Genomic DNA, 14,427 nt, shown 5'->3' with positions numbered 1-14,427 from the left:
CTTATGCTTGGTAAGCGTAAGAAGATTTGAAAGATTTCATGGCTTCGGTTAATGCTTTTTCGCTTTCGTCAGACATTGCGCCTGATGCATTAATCGCTTCCAGAACCTCAGGATGTTGCGTACGTACGAAACTCAAGAATTCTGCTTCGAAAGCCAAGGCTTTGGATACCGGAACATCTGCGTAAGAACCGTTGTTGATCGCCCACAAAGTCAATGCCATTTCGGCAGTATTCAATGTGCTGAATTGTTTTTGTTTCATCAATTCAGTAACCACTTCACCGTGTTGCAGCTGTTTGCGTGTTGCTTCGTCCAAATCGGAAGCAAATTGCGAGAACGCCGCCAATTCACGGTACTGTGCCAACGCCAAACGGATACCGCCACCCAGTTTTTTGATAACTTTGGTTTGTGCTGCACCACCCACGCGCGATACGGAAATACCGGCATTGATTGCAGGACGGATACCGGCGTTGAACAAGTCGGTTTCCAAGAAGATTTGGCCGTCTGTAATCGAAATTACGTTGGTTGGTACGAATGCTGATACGTCACCGGCTTGGGTTTCAATAATTGGCAACGCAGTCAGAGAACCGGTTTTGCCTTTTACTTCGCCATTGGTCAGTTTTTCAACTTCGTTTTCGCTGACGCGGGCCGCACGTTCCAACAGACGGGAGTGCAGGTAGAATACGTCGCCAGGATATGCTTCACGACCAGGAGGACGGCGCAACAGCAGGGAAATTTGACGGTATGCAACGGCTTGTTTAGACAAGTCATCGTATACGATCAGTGCATCTTCACCACGGTCACGGAAGAATTCACCCATGGTACAACCGGAGTAAGGAGCGATGTATTGCAGTGCAGCGGCTTCAGAAGCAGTTGCAGCAACTACGATAGTGTGTTCCATCGCGCCATGCTCTTCCAATTTGCGTACTACGTTGGCAATAGAAGATGCTTTTTGACCGATAGCCACATAAATACAGATAACGCCTGTACCTTTTTGGTTAACGATGGCATCCAGTGCTACGGCAGTTTTACCGGTTTGACGGTCACCAATGATCAACTCACGTTGGCCACGACCAACCGGAACCATAGAGTCAATGGCTTTCAGGCCGGTTTGCATTGGTTGGTCAACCGATTTACGCGCAATCACACCTGGTGCAATTTTTTCGATTGGAGCAGTCAATGTTGTGTTGATTGGACCTTTACCATCGATAGGACGACCCAATGCATCAACTACACGGCCAACCAGTTCGCGACCGATCGGCACTTCCAAAATACGGCCGGTACAGGTAACTGTATCGCCTTCTTTAATGTGTTCGTACTCACCCAACACTACGGCACCGACGGAGTCACGCTCCAAGTTCATGGCCAGACCGAAAGTGTTACCGGGGAATTCGAGCATCTCACCTTGCATCGCGTCTGACAAGCCATGAATGCGCACAATGCCGTCTGTAACAGAAACAACGGTACCACGGGTACGCACTTCTGCATCGACGGACAGATTTTCGATTTTGGCTTTAATCAAATCGCTAATTTCAGCAGGATTAAGCTGCATGAAAACTCTCCTAATTTGTCATAGTCGCATACAAAGCATTCAGTTTGCCTTGTACGGACAAATCCAAGACCTGATCACCCACTTCTACTTTGATGCCGCCAATTAATTCAGGGGCAACTTTAGTTACCACATCCAATTTGCTGTTGAAGCGTTTTGTCAGGATATCGGTAACATCGGCCAGCTGCTGAGAACTGAGTTCATACGCGCTGTAAATTACTGCCGATTTCGTATTGTTGTGTATCAAGGTCAAATCTTGATATTGGGCATAAATTTCCGGCAATACCAGCAAACGCTTTTGCTCGGCCAAAACGGTAATGAAATTTGCCAATTCGACATTTTTGATACCGACAAGACCTTTGAGCGTTTCTGCTTTTTCGGAAGCTCCCGTTTCCGGTTGCTCAATGAAAGCAATGACTTTCTCATCTTGAACAACCGCTGCGAGTTCTTTCAGTTCGCCCAACCAAGACTCGATTTGGTTTTTTTCCTGAGCCAGACTGAACAATGCTTTCGCATAAGGTCTGGCAATCGTTGCGAACTCTGCCATAAGATTACAGCTCCTGTTTTAAGGTACTGAGCAAATCTGCATGTTTGGAAGCATCAACTTCCTTACGCAAGATAGATTCCGCACCTTTAACAGCCAGTGTAGCAACCTGTTCGCGCAATACTTCGCGCGCACGGTTAACTTCTTGCTCCACGTCAGCTTTTGCTTGGGCTGCAATGCGTGCTGCTTCATGAGAAGCTTGCTCTTTGGCTTCTTCTACAATTTTTGCAGCACGTTTTTCGGCGTTGGCAACCATTTCGGTTACCTGATTACGCCCTTCGGCCATAAGTTCTGCAACTTTTTTCTCTGCCTGCTCAAAATCGCTCTTACCGCGCTCGGCAGCAGCCAAACCCTCGGCGATTTTTGCAGCACGCTCATCCAACGCTTTGGCAATCGGAGGCCATACGAATTTCATCGTAAACCAAACCAAACCAAAGAAAACCAGGATTTGCGCAAATAAGGTTGCATTAATATTCACGTTACTTAACCTTCGTATCTGGGTTAATCAAACAGACCATAAGCCTGTATCTGAACGGATCGCTCCGTCTTGATTACGCAGCACCAAACGGGTTAACGAAGGCGAACAACAGGGCAATAGCCACACCGATCAAGAAGGCCGCATCAATCAGACCAGCAATCAAGAACAGTTTGGTTTGCAGAGGACCGATCAGCTCAGGTTGACGAGCAGAAGATTCCAAGTATTTAGAACCAACCATTGCGATACCGATAGAGGCACCCAATGCACCCAAGGCAACGATCAAACCACATGCGATAGCAATCAAACCCATTTTTAAACTCCTTAAAATAGTAAAGGTTAAACTACAAAAAACAAACTACGAAAAAACTACTTGATTAGTGTGCATCATGCGCTTGTCCGATATATACGAACGCCAACGCCATGAAAATAAATGCCTGCAAGGTGATAACCAAAATGTGGAAAATCGCCCAAGCCAAACCGGCAATCAGGTGGAACACAAATAAAATTGGATCCAAAGTTTCGATACTGCCGGTTGATGCCCATGCACCACCCAACAAAGCAATCAGCAAGAACACCAGCTCACCGGCATACATATTACCAAACAACCGCATACCGTGGGATACGGTTTTGGACAAGAACTCTACCAAGTTCAACAAGAAGTTGGCCGGAGCAAGCATCGGACCAAAAGGCGCACTGAACAATTCGTGAATCCAACCGCCAAAGCCTTTGATTTTGATATTGTAATAAATACATACCAACAATACGCCAATTGCCAGAGCCAAAGTGGTATTCAAGTCAGCAGTCGGTACGACACGCAACAGTGCGTGATGATTACCGGTAACGCCTTGCCATACCATTGGCAGCAAATCAACTGGCAACATATCCATGGCGTTCATCAAGAAAATCCAGACAAACAGAGTCAAGCCTAAAGGCGCAACAGCTTTACGCGATTGTTCGTTATGAATAATGCTCTTACACATGTTATCCACGAATTCGAACAGAATTTCAACAGCCGCCTGAAAACGACCGGGTACGCCAGCCGTTGCTTTTTTGGCTCCACGCCACAAAAGGAAGCTGCCGATTACGCCCAACAGAACGGCAAAAAAGATTGCATCAAGGTTAATGAACGAAAAATCAGCGATGTTTTTCAGTCCTTGACCCTGAGTAACATCCGACATACTGGTCAAGCTTTGCAAGTGGTGCTTGATGTAGTCGGCAGCGGTCATAGTTTCACCTGCCATAGTGTTTCACTCTCAACAATACTAAAAAAACCAAATGACTGACACTGAGTAACCCCAATAAGAATGGGAAAAATACCAGCGATTGATGCCATATCGCAAAAACGACCGACATAGATACCAGCGACAGCACTACTTTTAAAACCTCTCCACCGACAAACATCGAGCTTTGCAGATCGGGATTTCGTCGGGAAAACTTTAAAAGTAAAACTGCAACCAGGGTAGGTAAAATGTATGAAAATCCTCCCGCCAAAGCAGAGAGGAAGCCGGGCAATCCGGAAAATAACGCACAAACAACTGAAATTATTAACAATACAATCACTTGCAATGGGACTATCCGATTCATTGTACTTCACACCCCAAAAACGCAAGGTAAATTAATATAATCAAGAAGTTTGTTAACGTCAAGCAATATGTTAATCTTTGTGAACCTTTCACAGATAAATGATTAACACATATAAAACAAATCTTTGCAGGAACGGAGTTTAACACAAATTACATGTTGCTACACAGATTTTACAGAAGATTTTGATTTGTATTGTAAACATCTGTACGACCAGTCCTTTTATCAAAAATTCAGGCCGTCTGAAAATTTTTTTTTCAGACGGCCTGTTTATAAAACCGTTAAAACTCTTGATTAATGCCTAACTGTTTCAGCAAATATTCGAACGTTTCCGGCGTATCAAAATGCAGTATGATTTTGCCTTTTTTCTGATTGCTGGTTTTGACTTCGGCATTGACACCCAAACGCTCGGTCAGGACATCATTAATACGGCGGATATCCGGGCTGATGGTCTTGGCGGCTTCCGGTTTGGCTTTTTGATGCGCCAACTGGCTGCGGCGTTCTACCTCGCGTACCGACCAACCGTTTTTGACGGCTTTTTGCGCCAACTCCAATTGGTCAACCACATGCAAGGTCAGCAACGCACGGGCATGACCCATTTCCAGACGGCGTTGATAAAGCATTTCCTGAACCGGCTCAGGCAGGCTCAACAGGCGCAGGCTGTTGGAGATGGCACTACGGCTTTTACCGACGGCTTTTGCGATGGTTTCGTGAGTCAGGCCGAATTCATCGGCAAGGCGTTTCAAACCTTGCGCTTCTTCAATCGGATTGAGGTTTTCACGTTGCAGGTTTTCAATCAAACCCATGGCCAACGCGGTTTCGTCGCTGATGGTTTTGATAACGACGGGAATTTCGGTCAAACCGGCCAACTGGGAGGCGCGCCAACGGCGTTCGCCGGCAATCAATTCATATTGAGACAGACCACGCTCACGTACGATAACCGGCTGGATAATGCCTTGCGCTTTAATGGAATCGGCCAATTCCTGCAAAGCTTCGTCATCCATTTGCACACGCGCCTGATAGCGGCCGGGCTGAATATCGGCGATGGCAACCGTTGTCAGGCGGTCGCTACTGCTGCTGTCCACTGCATTGGAAATCAGCGAATCCAAACCGCGTCCCAATCCACCTTTTGCTTTTGCCATATTATTTTCCCTTTCAGACGGCCTCATTGTTGAAATGACGTATTCTATCGGATATTGCCGCTTTACGACAATTTGAATCACAATGATTTGACTATTGCCATTTATTTACGGAACGAAACCGCAAACACGCCCCTTAAAGCGTTACTCAAGCGAATTTCTTCCGCATTTTCCAACATGGCGCGCGTGATGTGTGTTTCCCTTATCGTATCTGCACCTAAATATAGTTGCGGCTGCTTCAATACCGCTTGGCGCATTACCCCGTTCAAAATATCCAAATCCAAAGACGGCGTGAGCCATTGTCCTTGATATTTGATGAACACATTGCTTCTTCCGCCCTCTAACAAAAGGCCGTCTGAATTGAAAAACAGGCTGTCAAATGCGCCCTGCCCTTCTGCCGTTTTCCATGCTTGGTCAAAAATTTCACGGCGCGTGGTTTTGAAACGGCGCAGATAATCGCGTTGGCTTAATGTGTGTTCACTCAAGATAACGTATTGCTGCCCATCCAATTCGGAAACAGCCGCATGACTCAATACAAGGCCGTCTGAAAACAAAGCGGCTTTGACTCTAAATAACCCACTTGGCAACGCATCTATATAGTGTTGGATTTTCTCTATTGTATTTTCAGGCCAAGTCAGGTTGAGCGCTTGTGCCGAGCTGTTCAGACGGCCTAAATGCAAATCAAGCAAACGACATTGTTTTCCTTCCACGCGCATGGTTTCAAAAATACCGAAATCAGGCCGCAATTCATTGAGGAAACGCGCCTTCCAACCACACTCGCGATATTCGGCTTCAGGATCGCTATCAATCACAATCCCCGAACCCACGCCATAAACACCTTGATAAAGGCCGTCTGAAACCGGCTTCAGGGATAAGGTGCGGATCACGACATTAAATACACCTTCAAATCCCAAACCCGTATCGCACGGATGCAAAAAGCCGATGCTGCCTGTGTACAAACTGCGCGGTTCGGATTCAAGAGACTCAATAATCTGCATACTCATTCGTTTGGGCGCTCCGGTAATACTGCCGCACGGGAAGGCTGCACGGAGAATATCAGCAACCGAAACATCAGGCAGCGCCTGCGCCTCGATGGCACTGGTCATCTGCCAAACACTGCCGAAACGGGAAACTTTAAACGGTTCAGGCACGCGTACTTTGCCCGTTTGCGCGATTTTACCGAGGTCGTTGCGCAACAAATCGACAATCATCACATTTTCAGCGCGATTTTTCGGGTCGTTTTGCAATTCAACGGCGCGGCGTTCATCTTGTCCATCATGAAGAATCGGCGCAGTGCCTTTCATCGGCTCGGTTGTGATCAGGCCGTCTGAATCGATTTTGAGGAAAAGTTCGGGAGAAAAACACAAAGTCCACGCTTCCTGCCCCGCCCCGTCGGGCAGACAAGACAAAACGGCATACGGCACAGGCTGACGCAAACGGCGGTAAAGCTGAATCGGATTGCCGTAAGTTTGCAGGTGCAGGCGTGCGGTGTAATTGATTTGATAGGTGTCGCCGCGGCGGATGGCTTCGTGGATTTGGTTGATATGCTCGAGATAATCGGCTTCGGATACGGAAAATCGGGGAGTGGAGATACCTGCCTCAAGGCCGTCTGAATGATTGGCCAGCCAGTTTTCGGCATCGATTTCGGAACAAGCAGCAAACCAGTGCAAACGCAAATTGCCACTGCGCACGGATGAAATATCCATCAGTGGCAATCCGAATTCGTAGTCTGCAAACAACACTGCATGCAGGCCTTTTTTCCAACCTGCCTGCAAAACATCATCCAACGACGCCAGTTCGTTATGATGAAAAAGGCAGCTTTCCACATGATTTTGATAGAGTTTTGCACGACCGCTTAACGCATCGTCGAACAGGGCGAAATAAGGCATAAGGCATGATGTATTATACAAATAGGCTGATTATACGCTGTTTTTACAAAAATTATCAAACAAGTCAGAAAAAATCGCTTATGTGTAATTTTATGTAGGCTAACACAGCATAAAGAGGTAAAATCAAGTCATACCACACCATATCATTTAAAACTTAATCGATAAGGAGACTTTATGGCAGACCACCAATTAGAACCGTTCGAGAATGTTGAACTGGGCGAGAAACAAGACCAGCTGCAAGTATTCGAAAAGGCTGTTTTGGAACACGAAGGACGCGGCACTGACGAAGATTCCGGCAGCGCACCGCTTCCTGCCAACTACCCATACAAACAACGTATGCGCCGCTCTGTTTACGAAAAAGAAAAACAGAAGCTGCAAATTGAATTGTTGAAAGTACAAAGCTGGGTTAAAGATTCCGGTCAGCGTATTGTCAGCCTGTTTGAAGGCCGCGACGCAGCCGGTAAAGGCGGTACCATCAAACGCTTCATGGAACACCTGAATCCGCGTGGCGCGCGCGTGGTTGCTTTAGAGAAACCAACCACTACCGAACGCGGCCAATGGTATTTCCAACGCTACATCCAAAACCTGCCGACCGCAGGCGAAATGGTATTCTTCGACCGATCATGGTACAACCGTGCCGGCGTAGAACGCGTCATGGGCTTCTGCGAACCTAACGAATACCTGCTCTTCATGCGTCAAACCCCTGAATTGGAACGCATGCTTGTTGCCAGCGGCATCCACCTGTTCAAATTCTGGTTCTCCGTATCCCGTGAAGAACAACTCCGCCGCTTCATCTCCCGTCGTGATGACCCCCTGAAACACTGGAAACTGTCCCCTGTGGACATCCAGTCGCTCGACCGCTGGGACGACTACACCGAAGCCAAAAACGCCATGTTCTTCCACACCCACACCGGCGACGCGCCTTGGGTCATCATCCGCTCCGACGACAAAAAACGTGCACGTTTGAACTGTATCCGCTACTTCCTGCATCAGCTGGACTATCCGGGCAAAGACGTGAAAGCCATCGGCAAAGTGGACGAGAAAATCGTTTTGGTTCCTGATACACGTTACAAAGAAAAAACTGTCGATCTCGGACACGATTAATTTGTAACCTTACCAAAGGCCGTCTGAAATTTCATCTTTCAGACGGCCTTTTCTTAATCCTCGCGATTCCAGTACGTTTTTTGTGCGAATACCAATTTATTGTCAGTGAATTTCACACTGTCCAAATTCAATGCCCAAACATCGCTTTTCATTACTCTGGCAGCAGGATGCGCTTTGTAATACAAAGACTGCGCCGCTTTCAAATCCGCTTCATCCTCAATCAAAGCGGCAGTCGCCGCAAACTGAATGCCGCTGATTTTCGTGATGCTGTCAGGCTGTCCGGCAATGGTACCGGCTACTTTGGCTGACCGGCTCATCATTCCTCCATGTTTCGTTTTCAAAGATGTCAGCACAATTAATCGGGCATTTGCCTCATCAAACACATAAAAACAACAAGCCGCCCAAACTTCGCCGTCTGCCGCAGCGGCAATACTGACGACATGATGATTGCTCAAAAATTTAACGATATTGGTAGGAATCGCTTGCATGATTTTTATCTTCCTTCTCAGTCGTAACTTATACTCAGGCCGTCTGAAACATCAGCCCTGCCAGCGCAGCACATTGTTTTGAATGATACCGAACAAGTCCAAAGCATGAGAGACGCTGTGTGTAATCATATCTTCGATGGATTCGGGCTTCTGATATAAAGCCGGAACGGGAGGAAACACAATACCTCCCATTTCTGTCACACGGCGCATATTTTCAATGTGCGCCAAATTTAACGGCGCTTCACGCACCATCAACACCAGCTTGCGCCGCTCTTTCAACGTTACATCCGCCGCACGGCTGAGCAAATTATCGGCAAATCCATGAGCAACCGAAGCCAAAGTTTTCATTGAACACGGCGCAATCAACATTCCATCCGTCAAAAACGATCCACTGGCAATACTTGCCCCGACATTACGGACGGAATGCACGACATCCGCCAAAGCATAAACATCTTCTTTAGTGTAATCCGTTTCCAAAGCACGGGTCATCTCCGCCCCTTGCGAAACCACCAAATGCGTTTCTACCTGATGCTCACGCAAAAGCTGCAAAGCCTTCACGCCATACTGAAAACCGCTGGCACCGCTGATGCCGACAACCAAACGCTTCATTGTATTTCCCTGTCTCGGCCTAAAGATAAATGAAAGGCAGATTCTCAAGACGAAAAAATAACCGCTAAAAAGCGGTTAGATTTTCTAATGTGGTGCCGACAGCGAGATTTGAACTCGCACAGCCTACGGCCACTACCCCCTCAAGATAGCGTGTCTACCAATTCCACCATGTCGGCATAAATCAAATTGTCTTACTGCTGCTGAGGATTCGGTGCAACAGGAGTTGTATTGTTTTGTGCAGGCGTTGCAGGCTTAGGAGCTTGCTGGGTCTGCTTCACATCGCTGAAGTCTAAACCGTGCTTACTGGAGTGGGTATGAATATACACCATCGCCATGCAGGTCGCAAAGAAAAATGTTGCGGCAATGGCAGTCGAGCGGCTCAAAAAGTTGGCGTTACCGGCAGAACCGAATACGCCTTGCGCGCTACCGCTGCCGGAACCGAACGTTGCGCCGGCATCCGCGCCTTTACCGTGTTGCAACAATACTAACACGATTACGGCTAAAGCGGAAATAATATTAATGATCCAGATAAGGGTTTTAAAGGCTTCCATATGTTTTCTACGAGGCTTGTGCTGCGTTGATGATGGCGGTAAAGGAGTCATATGATAATGACGCGCCACCAACCAATGCGCCGTCTACATGAGGTACTGCGAAGATGTCGGCCGCGTTATCCGCTTTCACACTTCCGCCGTAAAGAACGCGGATTTTAACATCGCTTCCGCACAAAGACAAGATTTCTTTGTAGATAAATGCGTGCATGTCGGCGATTTGTTCGACGGTGGCAACTTTGCCTGTACCGATCGCCCAAACTGGCTCGTAGGCAATGGCGATGTTTTTGGTGTTTAAACCTTGCAGGATGGAAAGTTGGTGGGCAATGACTTCATGTTCTTTACCGGCTTCGCGTTCTTCCAAGCTTTCGCCGACACACAACAATGGAATCAGGCCGACGTTGAGGACGTTTTCCATTTTGCGGCGTTGGATTTCGTTTTTCTCGCCGAAATAAAGGCTGCGCTCGGAGTGGCCGATGAGGACGATGTCTGTACCGATGTCGGCAAGCATTTCGGCGGACACTTCGCCGGTGTACGCGCCGTTATTCGGGAAACGGCTCACGTCTTGCGCACAGGTCAAGATGCGGTTGTTCAAAACAATCTGCATGGCGTTGTGCAGTTGCAACAGATAAACGGTCGGAGCGGCCAGGCCGATTAACACGCGTTCTGCGGTTGGCATGACACGGAAGCGGTGCATAAGCGCATTGTTGTTTTGGAGTCGGCCGTTCATTTTCCAGTTGCCGATAACCCATTTTTGATCCCACATTCCGATTTGGTGATACATCTTTATTGCTCCGTGTGTTGGTTGTTGCTTGCTGTAGCGTCGTGTAATGTCAAAGTTTAGTGGATATATGTGCGCTTGGCAATTATTAACGAGCCTCTGGGCCGTCTGAAAGATGGCACACTCTCCGACAAGGATTTATAATGTATGCTTCGATAAAATTAAGAATTGAACGGAGCACAAATATGGACTTTGAAAAAGCGCGTTTCAATATGGTTGAACAGCAGATTCGTCCGTGGGATGTCTTGGACTTCGACATTTTGGATGCTTTGGAGGAGATCGAGCGCGAACATTTTGTCGGCGAGGCTTTTCAAGGTTTGGCCTATGCGGATATGGAGCTGCCGCTGACCAACGGTCATAAGATGTTGGAACCCAAAGTCGTTGCCCGCCTGGCTCAAGGTTTGAAATTGAAAAAAGACGAAACCGTCTTAGAAATCGGTACAGGCTCAGGCTATGCAACCGCCCTGCTGTCCAAACTGGCCGGCAAAGTCGTCACTGACGACATCGATGCCCAGCAGCAGCAACGCGCCAAAAAAGTTTTGGACGAATTGGGCTTTACCAACGTCGATTATGTGCAAAACAACGGCCTGACCGAAGCATCTCAAGGCGCTCCTTTTGATGCGATTTATGTGGGCGGCGCAGTAGACAGCGTACCTGAAATTCTGAAAGAGCAACTGAAAGACGGCGGCCGTATGGTGGTCATCGTCGGCCGCAAACCGGTACAACGCGCGCTTTTGCTGACGCGCAACGGTAATGAGTTTTCCGAAAAGGTATTGTTCGACACCGTCGTGGCCCACTTGGAAGACAAATCGGCCAATCCGTTCGGCGATTTCGATTTTTAAACAACAGGCCGTCTGAAAGTTCAGACGGCCTCATACTTTCATACCCTACCCTATGACCGACATCATCCAACTCTCGCCCACCGAATTGAAACAATGGCAGGACGAAGGCCGCGCATTTCATCTGCTCGACGTCCGCACCGATGAAGAACGCGCCATCTGCACCCTGCCCGCCGCCATTCATATCCCGATGAACCTCATCCCACTGCGCCAAAACGAGCTGCCCGACGACGATTTACCCATCGTCGTTTACTGCCACCACGGCATCCGCAGCCTGCACACGGCAATGTATTTAGAAGACGCCGGATTTGAAAACCTCTACAACCTTCAAGGCGGTATTGATGCTTGGGCGATGCAGGTGGACAGCAAAATGATGCGGTATTGAATCGGTTTTATCAATAAAAGGCCGTCTGAAACTGGATTTCAGACGGCCTTTTTCAAACCTTTCTGTTTACGCTTGTAAGCTAGAGACAAACTGCTGTACGGCCGGCACAGCCAAAATCAACAGCAATACCAATACGGCTTTTTCCATACGGTTGAACTGACAACTTCCGTAGTGTTTCTTTTGCGAATAGAGAAACAGCAATACGCCGGGCAAATAGAGCAAGACTGAAAGTAGCAAATATTCCGTGCCTGCCGCATAGACAATCCAAGCCGCATAAAGCGTTGCTGCCACGCCGATAAGGCGGTATTTTGCCGCAGCCTTTTGTGTCAGCAATTAAAATGACAAAATCAGCCGATTTTTATAAAGCACAAAAGGCTGACGATTTTCGTCAGCCAACAATCTATTGCAAAAATGGTTATGTATTATATATAGTAAATTCTCTATATTTTCGTCAAGGTTTTACGAAATTTTGAGCAGGCTCTAATACCTATTTTATCTGTAGCACAGTATACATCTAAAATAAATCTTTTTCTGCTTGATTAGCTAAACCGCATAACTCATCAATTTTTACAGCCAATAATTCAAGAATTTTTAACAATCTATATTTATCTTGCTTTGTTGTTTCAAGCATTACATTTGCATAGTAAGCATAAATATCCATTACAGGATGTTGATTAAATGAGAAATTTTCTTCAATTTCTCTTAGACCCACATCAAAAATTGCTTGGGTTTCATCAAATAAAGCCCCATACTCACTATTTTTGATAATACTTGTGAACAAATTAAAAAGATCATCATCTACCGCTTTAGCTTCTTCTACCAGAAAATTTTCTAATGTTCCTAATATTGCTGGTACAATTTTTCGAGATCCTTCCGTATTGGGATCGTTACTAGCTTGTAAGTACCAAATAGCACTCACAGCTCTTACAAACTTGCGGTCTGCTCCAGAGTTAATTAAACGATTTAAAAGTGAAGTTGTTATAAAATTCGTCATATAAATTTTCTTTCTTAGTTAATCAGTATTATTTTAGTTGTTATGTCAATAACAACTAAAGGAAGTATACTTCCTTGCAAAATTCACCTTAAAACTAACCGCCTTCCTCCCTAACAATTTTGTGTTCCCCTTCCTAAATAAGGGCGCGCCAAAGCAGGTGCGACTTGTTTGTCAAACAAGTCAGGGCGGTAAGAACCGAACAACGGCGGCAGGCTTGCGGCCACTTTTGCAGTAGTCCCGCTTTGTTCCACCGCTTCACGCGCCAAACGGCCGGCCTGCCTTGCCCATTCGGCAGCTCGAGCATCAAAGCGCTCCTGCCCGATATGAAACGGAACAAGCGCATAGCTGTTGGTCGTAACTACTTGTGCGCCTGCGCGAAGAAAGTCCAAATGCGTTTCGCGTACAATCTCCGGGTTTCCATCAAAGCTAAAGCAGACCATTCCGGCTGACGAAACGGTGCGCCGCGCCGATGCAATTCACGCCCCATTCCGCCATCTAAAATCGTTACCGTCATGATCGACTTCCAATGATGAATTTTTAAAATCGCCATTCTACGCTTTTTTAACTCCTTACCTTTAATCTATAAAAAACTAAACTTATGCAGTTTTGGCATATAAAAGGCCGTCTGAAACTGGGTTTCAGACGGCCTTTGCGATTATTTCACAAACCGTGCATCTGCCATAAACGGCCGTGTAGCGGCTGGTTTGGCGGAATAGAAACGGGAGAAAGTGCTGTCGATTTTAGTCTGTATCGGCTTACCGTCCAATGTTGCCGATGCTTCCAATTTCACACCACCGCCACTGGTTTCGCCCAATTTCATATTTGGCAACGTCAGTTTGGCAATACTGAGTTTCACATTTTCCACTTTGGTATCGGGAGACATCAGCTGTTTGCCGACGGGGCGGATTTTCTCACCCTCATCATGAGGCGCGGCACCACCGTTATCGTCAACCACGCCGATATTAATCAATCGTGCAGACGCCAAATCCATCTTGCCGTTTTTAACCGGAATACCGACAAACAGTTTTACGCCGCGATGAATGAACGTATTGTCCCGCCACTGAGTTTGGCCCTCTTTCGGCGGTTTGGTTTCTGCTGCCACCGAATAAGTGCGGCCCATAATCATCAATTTATAGCCCGGAATTTTTTTCGAACCCAACCCATCGGTAATGTCTTCGACCAGTTGCGGCGCAGTCAAGGTTTCGTTTGCCAAAATACGGGCTGAAGTTTCTGCCAGATGGGCGGGCTTGCCGTCTATGGTCAATGCCTGTTCATGGCCGAAATCAGATGCAAATGCAGGCACGGCGGCCAGTGCGGCGGCCAATGCCAGAATACGGATAGTTTTCATTGCAGACTCCTGATAAAAATGTAATTGGGTTGATTACCCGATAAAATCCGGGCGATATTGATAGGAATCGGTATTTTTATATAAATGATATAGATTATCAAGAATATTTATCTTTAAAAATAAAAAAGGCCGTCTGAAAACCAGTTTCAGACGG

20 protein-coding genes and 1 tRNA gene are annotated in these 14,427 nt (G+C 46.9%); 3 read left to right on the top strand and 18 right to left on the bottom strand.

All coding sequences use genetic code 11. The annotated features are described in order from the left end of the window. Position 1: 1 nt before the first annotated feature. From atpA to HMPREF3052_RS05780, 8 genes are all read right to left on the bottom strand, one after another. Positions 2–1,549 (bottom strand): F0F1 ATP synthase subunit alpha, encoded by a 1,548-nt coding sequence (gene atpA, locus HMPREF3052_RS05810; RefSeq protein WP_003683922.1) that lies wholly within the window; start codon positions 1,547–1,549, stop codon positions 2–4. A 10-nt stretch (positions 1,550–1,559) separates the two neighbouring features. After that, complete coding sequence (locus HMPREF3052_RS05805; protein ID WP_003683778.1) at positions 1,560–2,093, bottom strand: F0F1 ATP synthase subunit delta; 534 nt, start codon at positions 2,091–2,093, stop codon at positions 1,560–1,562. Positions 2,094–2,097: 4 nt separating this feature from the next. Beyond that, positions 2,098–2,568, bottom strand: a complete 471-nt coding sequence (locus HMPREF3052_RS05800) for a F0F1 ATP synthase subunit B (RefSeq protein ID WP_004464459.1) — start codon at positions 2,566–2,568, stop codon at positions 2,098–2,100. Between the two features lie 73 nt (positions 2,569–2,641). Next, entirely contained in the window at positions 2,642–2,878 is a 237-nt protein-coding gene (atpE, locus tag HMPREF3052_RS05795; protein ID WP_003676106.1) for a F0F1 ATP synthase subunit C, read from the bottom strand. Between the two features lie 64 nt (positions 2,879–2,942). Next, positions 2,943–3,809, bottom strand: coding sequence for a F0F1 ATP synthase subunit A (atpB, locus tag HMPREF3052_RS05790; protein ID WP_049351291.1), 867 nt, complete (start codon positions 3,807–3,809; stop codon positions 2,943–2,945). Continuing rightward, positions 3,799–4,152: an ATP synthase subunit I gene (locus HMPREF3052_RS11360; protein ID WP_049328784.1), complete on the bottom strand. Its 354-nt coding sequence runs from the start codon at positions 4,150–4,152 to the stop codon at positions 3,799–3,801. The genes atpB and HMPREF3052_RS11360 overlap by 11 nt, the downstream gene beginning before the upstream one ends. Before the next feature lie 278 nt (positions 4,153–4,430). Beyond that, positions 4,431–5,291 carry a ParB/RepB/Spo0J family partition protein gene (locus HMPREF3052_RS05785; RefSeq protein ID WP_070749114.1) on the bottom strand — a complete coding sequence of 287 codons (861 nt, stop codon included), beginning with the start codon at positions 5,289–5,291 and terminating at the stop codon, positions 4,431–4,433. Positions 5,292–5,392: 101 nt separating this feature from the next. Beyond that, positions 5,393–7,177, bottom strand: a complete 1,785-nt coding sequence (locus HMPREF3052_RS05780) for a bifunctional chorismate-binding protein/class IV aminotransferase (protein ID WP_070749112.1) — start codon at positions 7,175–7,177, stop codon at positions 5,393–5,395. Positions 7,178–7,351: 174 nt separating this feature from the next. Here HMPREF3052_RS05780 and ppk2 point away from each other — a divergent pair, with 174 nt between their 5' ends. Beyond that, entirely contained in the window at positions 7,352–8,281 is a 930-nt protein-coding gene (gene ppk2, locus HMPREF3052_RS05775) for a polyphosphate kinase 2 (protein ID WP_070749110.1), read from the top strand. Positions 8,282–8,334: 53 nt separating this feature from the next. On the opposite strand, the gene HMPREF3052_RS05770 is transcribed toward ppk2, so the two are convergent. The 5 genes from HMPREF3052_RS05770 to tpiA all read right to left on the bottom strand — a co-directional run bounded on the left by HMPREF3052_RS05770 (position 8,335) and on the right by tpiA (position 10,710). After that, a complete protein-coding gene (locus HMPREF3052_RS05770) occupies positions 8,335–8,769 on the bottom strand; it encodes a PNPOx family protein (RefSeq protein WP_070749108.1) in 435 nt (144 codons plus the stop codon). A gap of 51 nt (positions 8,770–8,820) precedes the next feature. After that, complete coding sequence (locus HMPREF3052_RS05765) at positions 8,821–9,378, bottom strand: UbiX family flavin prenyltransferase (RefSeq protein ID WP_003683801.1); 558 nt, start codon at positions 9,376–9,378, stop codon at positions 8,821–8,823. 90 nt (positions 9,379–9,468) lie between these two features. Further along, positions 9,469–9,554, bottom strand: a tRNA-Leu gene (locus tag HMPREF3052_RS05760). A 15-nt stretch (positions 9,555–9,569) separates the two neighbouring features. Beyond that, on the bottom strand, positions 9,570–9,929 hold the full coding sequence (secG, locus tag HMPREF3052_RS05755; protein ID WP_003683944.1) for a preprotein translocase subunit SecG: 360 nt from the start codon (positions 9,927–9,929) through the stop codon (positions 9,570–9,572). A 7-nt stretch (positions 9,930–9,936) separates the two neighbouring features. After that, a complete protein-coding gene (gene tpiA / locus HMPREF3052_RS05750; protein WP_003683819.1) occupies positions 9,937–10,710 on the bottom strand; it encodes a triose-phosphate isomerase in 774 nt (257 codons plus the stop codon). Between the two features lie 182 nt (positions 10,711–10,892). Between tpiA and HMPREF3052_RS05745 the strand changes: the two genes are divergently transcribed. After that, the gene (locus HMPREF3052_RS05745; protein WP_003683725.1) at positions 10,893–11,549 is read left to right on the top strand and encodes a protein-L-isoaspartate O-methyltransferase family protein; all 657 of its coding nucleotides are present in this window, start codon (positions 10,893–10,895) and stop codon (positions 11,547–11,549) included. Positions 11,550–11,601: 52 nt separating this feature from the next. Beyond that, complete coding sequence (locus HMPREF3052_RS05740; protein ID WP_003679997.1) at positions 11,602–11,931, top strand: rhodanese-like domain-containing protein; 330 nt, start codon at positions 11,602–11,604, stop codon at positions 11,929–11,931. A gap of 66 nt (positions 11,932–11,997) precedes the next feature. On the opposite strand, the gene HMPREF3052_RS05735 is transcribed toward HMPREF3052_RS05740, so the two are convergent. The 5 genes from HMPREF3052_RS05735 to HMPREF3052_RS05720 all read right to left on the bottom strand — a co-directional run bounded on the left by HMPREF3052_RS05735 (position 11,998) and on the right by HMPREF3052_RS05720 (position 14,273). Next, the gene (locus tag HMPREF3052_RS05735) at positions 11,998–12,264 is read right to left on the bottom strand and encodes a hypothetical protein (RefSeq protein WP_070749106.1); all 267 of its coding nucleotides are present in this window, start codon (positions 12,262–12,264) and stop codon (positions 11,998–12,000) included. 181 nt (positions 12,265–12,445) lie between these two features. Further along, a complete protein-coding gene (locus tag HMPREF3052_RS05730) occupies positions 12,446–12,925 on the bottom strand; it encodes a hypothetical protein (protein WP_070749104.1) in 480 nt (159 codons plus the stop codon). Between the two features lie 110 nt (positions 12,926–13,035). Continuing rightward, positions 13,036–13,314, bottom strand: coding sequence for a homocysteine S-methyltransferase family protein (locus HMPREF3052_RS05725; protein ID WP_283126963.1), 279 nt, complete (start codon positions 13,312–13,314; stop codon positions 13,036–13,038). Beyond that, the gene (locus tag HMPREF3052_RS12060; protein WP_283126962.1) at positions 13,284–13,475 is read right to left on the bottom strand and encodes a hypothetical protein; all 192 of its coding nucleotides are present in this window, start codon (positions 13,473–13,475) and stop codon (positions 13,284–13,286) included. The genes HMPREF3052_RS05725 and HMPREF3052_RS12060 overlap by 31 nt, the downstream gene beginning before the upstream one ends. Before the next feature lie 105 nt (positions 13,476–13,580). Beyond that, on the bottom strand, positions 13,581–14,273 hold the full coding sequence (locus HMPREF3052_RS05720) for a hypothetical protein (protein ID WP_070749102.1): 693 nt from the start codon (positions 14,271–14,273) through the stop codon (positions 13,581–13,583). Positions 14,274–14,427: the final 154 nt, after the last annotated feature.

The sequence above is a fragment of the Neisseria sp. HMSC056A03 genome (genome assembly GCF_001815685.1).
In the GTDB taxonomy this organism is placed as follows: domain Bacteria; phylum Pseudomonadota; class Gammaproteobacteria; order Burkholderiales; family Neisseriaceae; genus Neisseria; species Neisseria subflava.
This window is presented reverse-complemented; position numbering and strand designations above follow the sequence as displayed.

Excerpts from the sequence above, each read along its gene's own strand:
- atpA (WP_003683922.1), bottom strand. The coding sequence starts at position 1,549 with ATGCAGCTTAATCCTGCTGAAATTAGCGATTTGATTAAAGCCAAAATC.
- HMPREF3052_RS05805 (WP_003683778.1), bottom strand. The coding sequence starts at position 2,093 with ATGGCAGAGTTCGCAACGATTGCCAGACCTTATGCGAAAGCATTGTTC.
- atpE (WP_003676106.1), bottom strand. The coding sequence starts at position 2,878 with ATGGGTTTGATTGCTATCGCATGTGGTTTGATCGTTGCCTTGGGTGCA.
- atpB (WP_049351291.1), bottom strand. The coding sequence starts at position 3,809 with ATGGCAGGTGAAACTATGACCGCTGCCGACTACATCAAGCACCACTTG.
- HMPREF3052_RS11360 (WP_049328784.1), bottom strand. The coding sequence starts at position 4,152 with ATGAATCGGATAGTCCCATTGCAAGTGATTGTATTGTTAATAATTTCA.
- HMPREF3052_RS05785 (WP_070749114.1), bottom strand. The coding sequence starts at position 5,291 with ATGGCAAAAGCAAAAGGTGGATTGGGACGCGGTTTGGATTCGCTGATT.
- HMPREF3052_RS05780 (WP_070749112.1), bottom strand. The coding sequence starts at position 7,177 with ATGCCTTATTTCGCCCTGTTCGACGATGCGTTAAGCGGTCGTGCAAAA.
- ppk2 (WP_070749110.1), top strand. The coding sequence starts at position 7,352 with ATGGCAGACCACCAATTAGAACCGTTCGAGAATGTTGAACTGGGCGAG.
- HMPREF3052_RS05770 (WP_070749108.1), bottom strand. The coding sequence starts at position 8,769 with ATGCAAGCGATTCCTACCAATATCGTTAAATTTTTGAGCAATCATCAT.
- HMPREF3052_RS05765 (WP_003683801.1), bottom strand. The coding sequence starts at position 9,378 with ATGAAGCGTTTGGTTGTCGGCATCAGCGGTGCCAGCGGTTTTCAGTAT.
- secG (WP_003683944.1), bottom strand. The coding sequence starts at position 9,929 with ATGGAAGCCTTTAAAACCCTTATCTGGATCATTAATATTATTTCCGCT.
- tpiA (WP_003683819.1), bottom strand. The coding sequence starts at position 10,710 with ATGTATCACCAAATCGGAATGTGGGATCAAAAATGGGTTATCGGCAAC.
- HMPREF3052_RS05745 (WP_003683725.1), top strand. The coding sequence starts at position 10,893 with ATGGACTTTGAAAAAGCGCGTTTCAATATGGTTGAACAGCAGATTCGT.
- HMPREF3052_RS05740 (WP_003679997.1), top strand. The coding sequence starts at position 11,602 with ATGACCGACATCATCCAACTCTCGCCCACCGAATTGAAACAATGGCAG.
- HMPREF3052_RS05730 (WP_070749104.1), bottom strand. The coding sequence starts at position 12,925 with ATGACGAATTTTATAACAACTTCACTTTTAAATCGTTTAATTAACTCT.
- HMPREF3052_RS12060 (WP_283126962.1), bottom strand. The coding sequence starts at position 13,475 with ATGGCGATTTTAAAAATTCATCATTGGAAGTCGATCATGACGGTAACG.
- HMPREF3052_RS05720 (WP_070749102.1), bottom strand. The coding sequence starts at position 14,273 with ATGAAAACTATCCGTATTCTGGCATTGGCCGCCGCACTGGCCGCCGTG.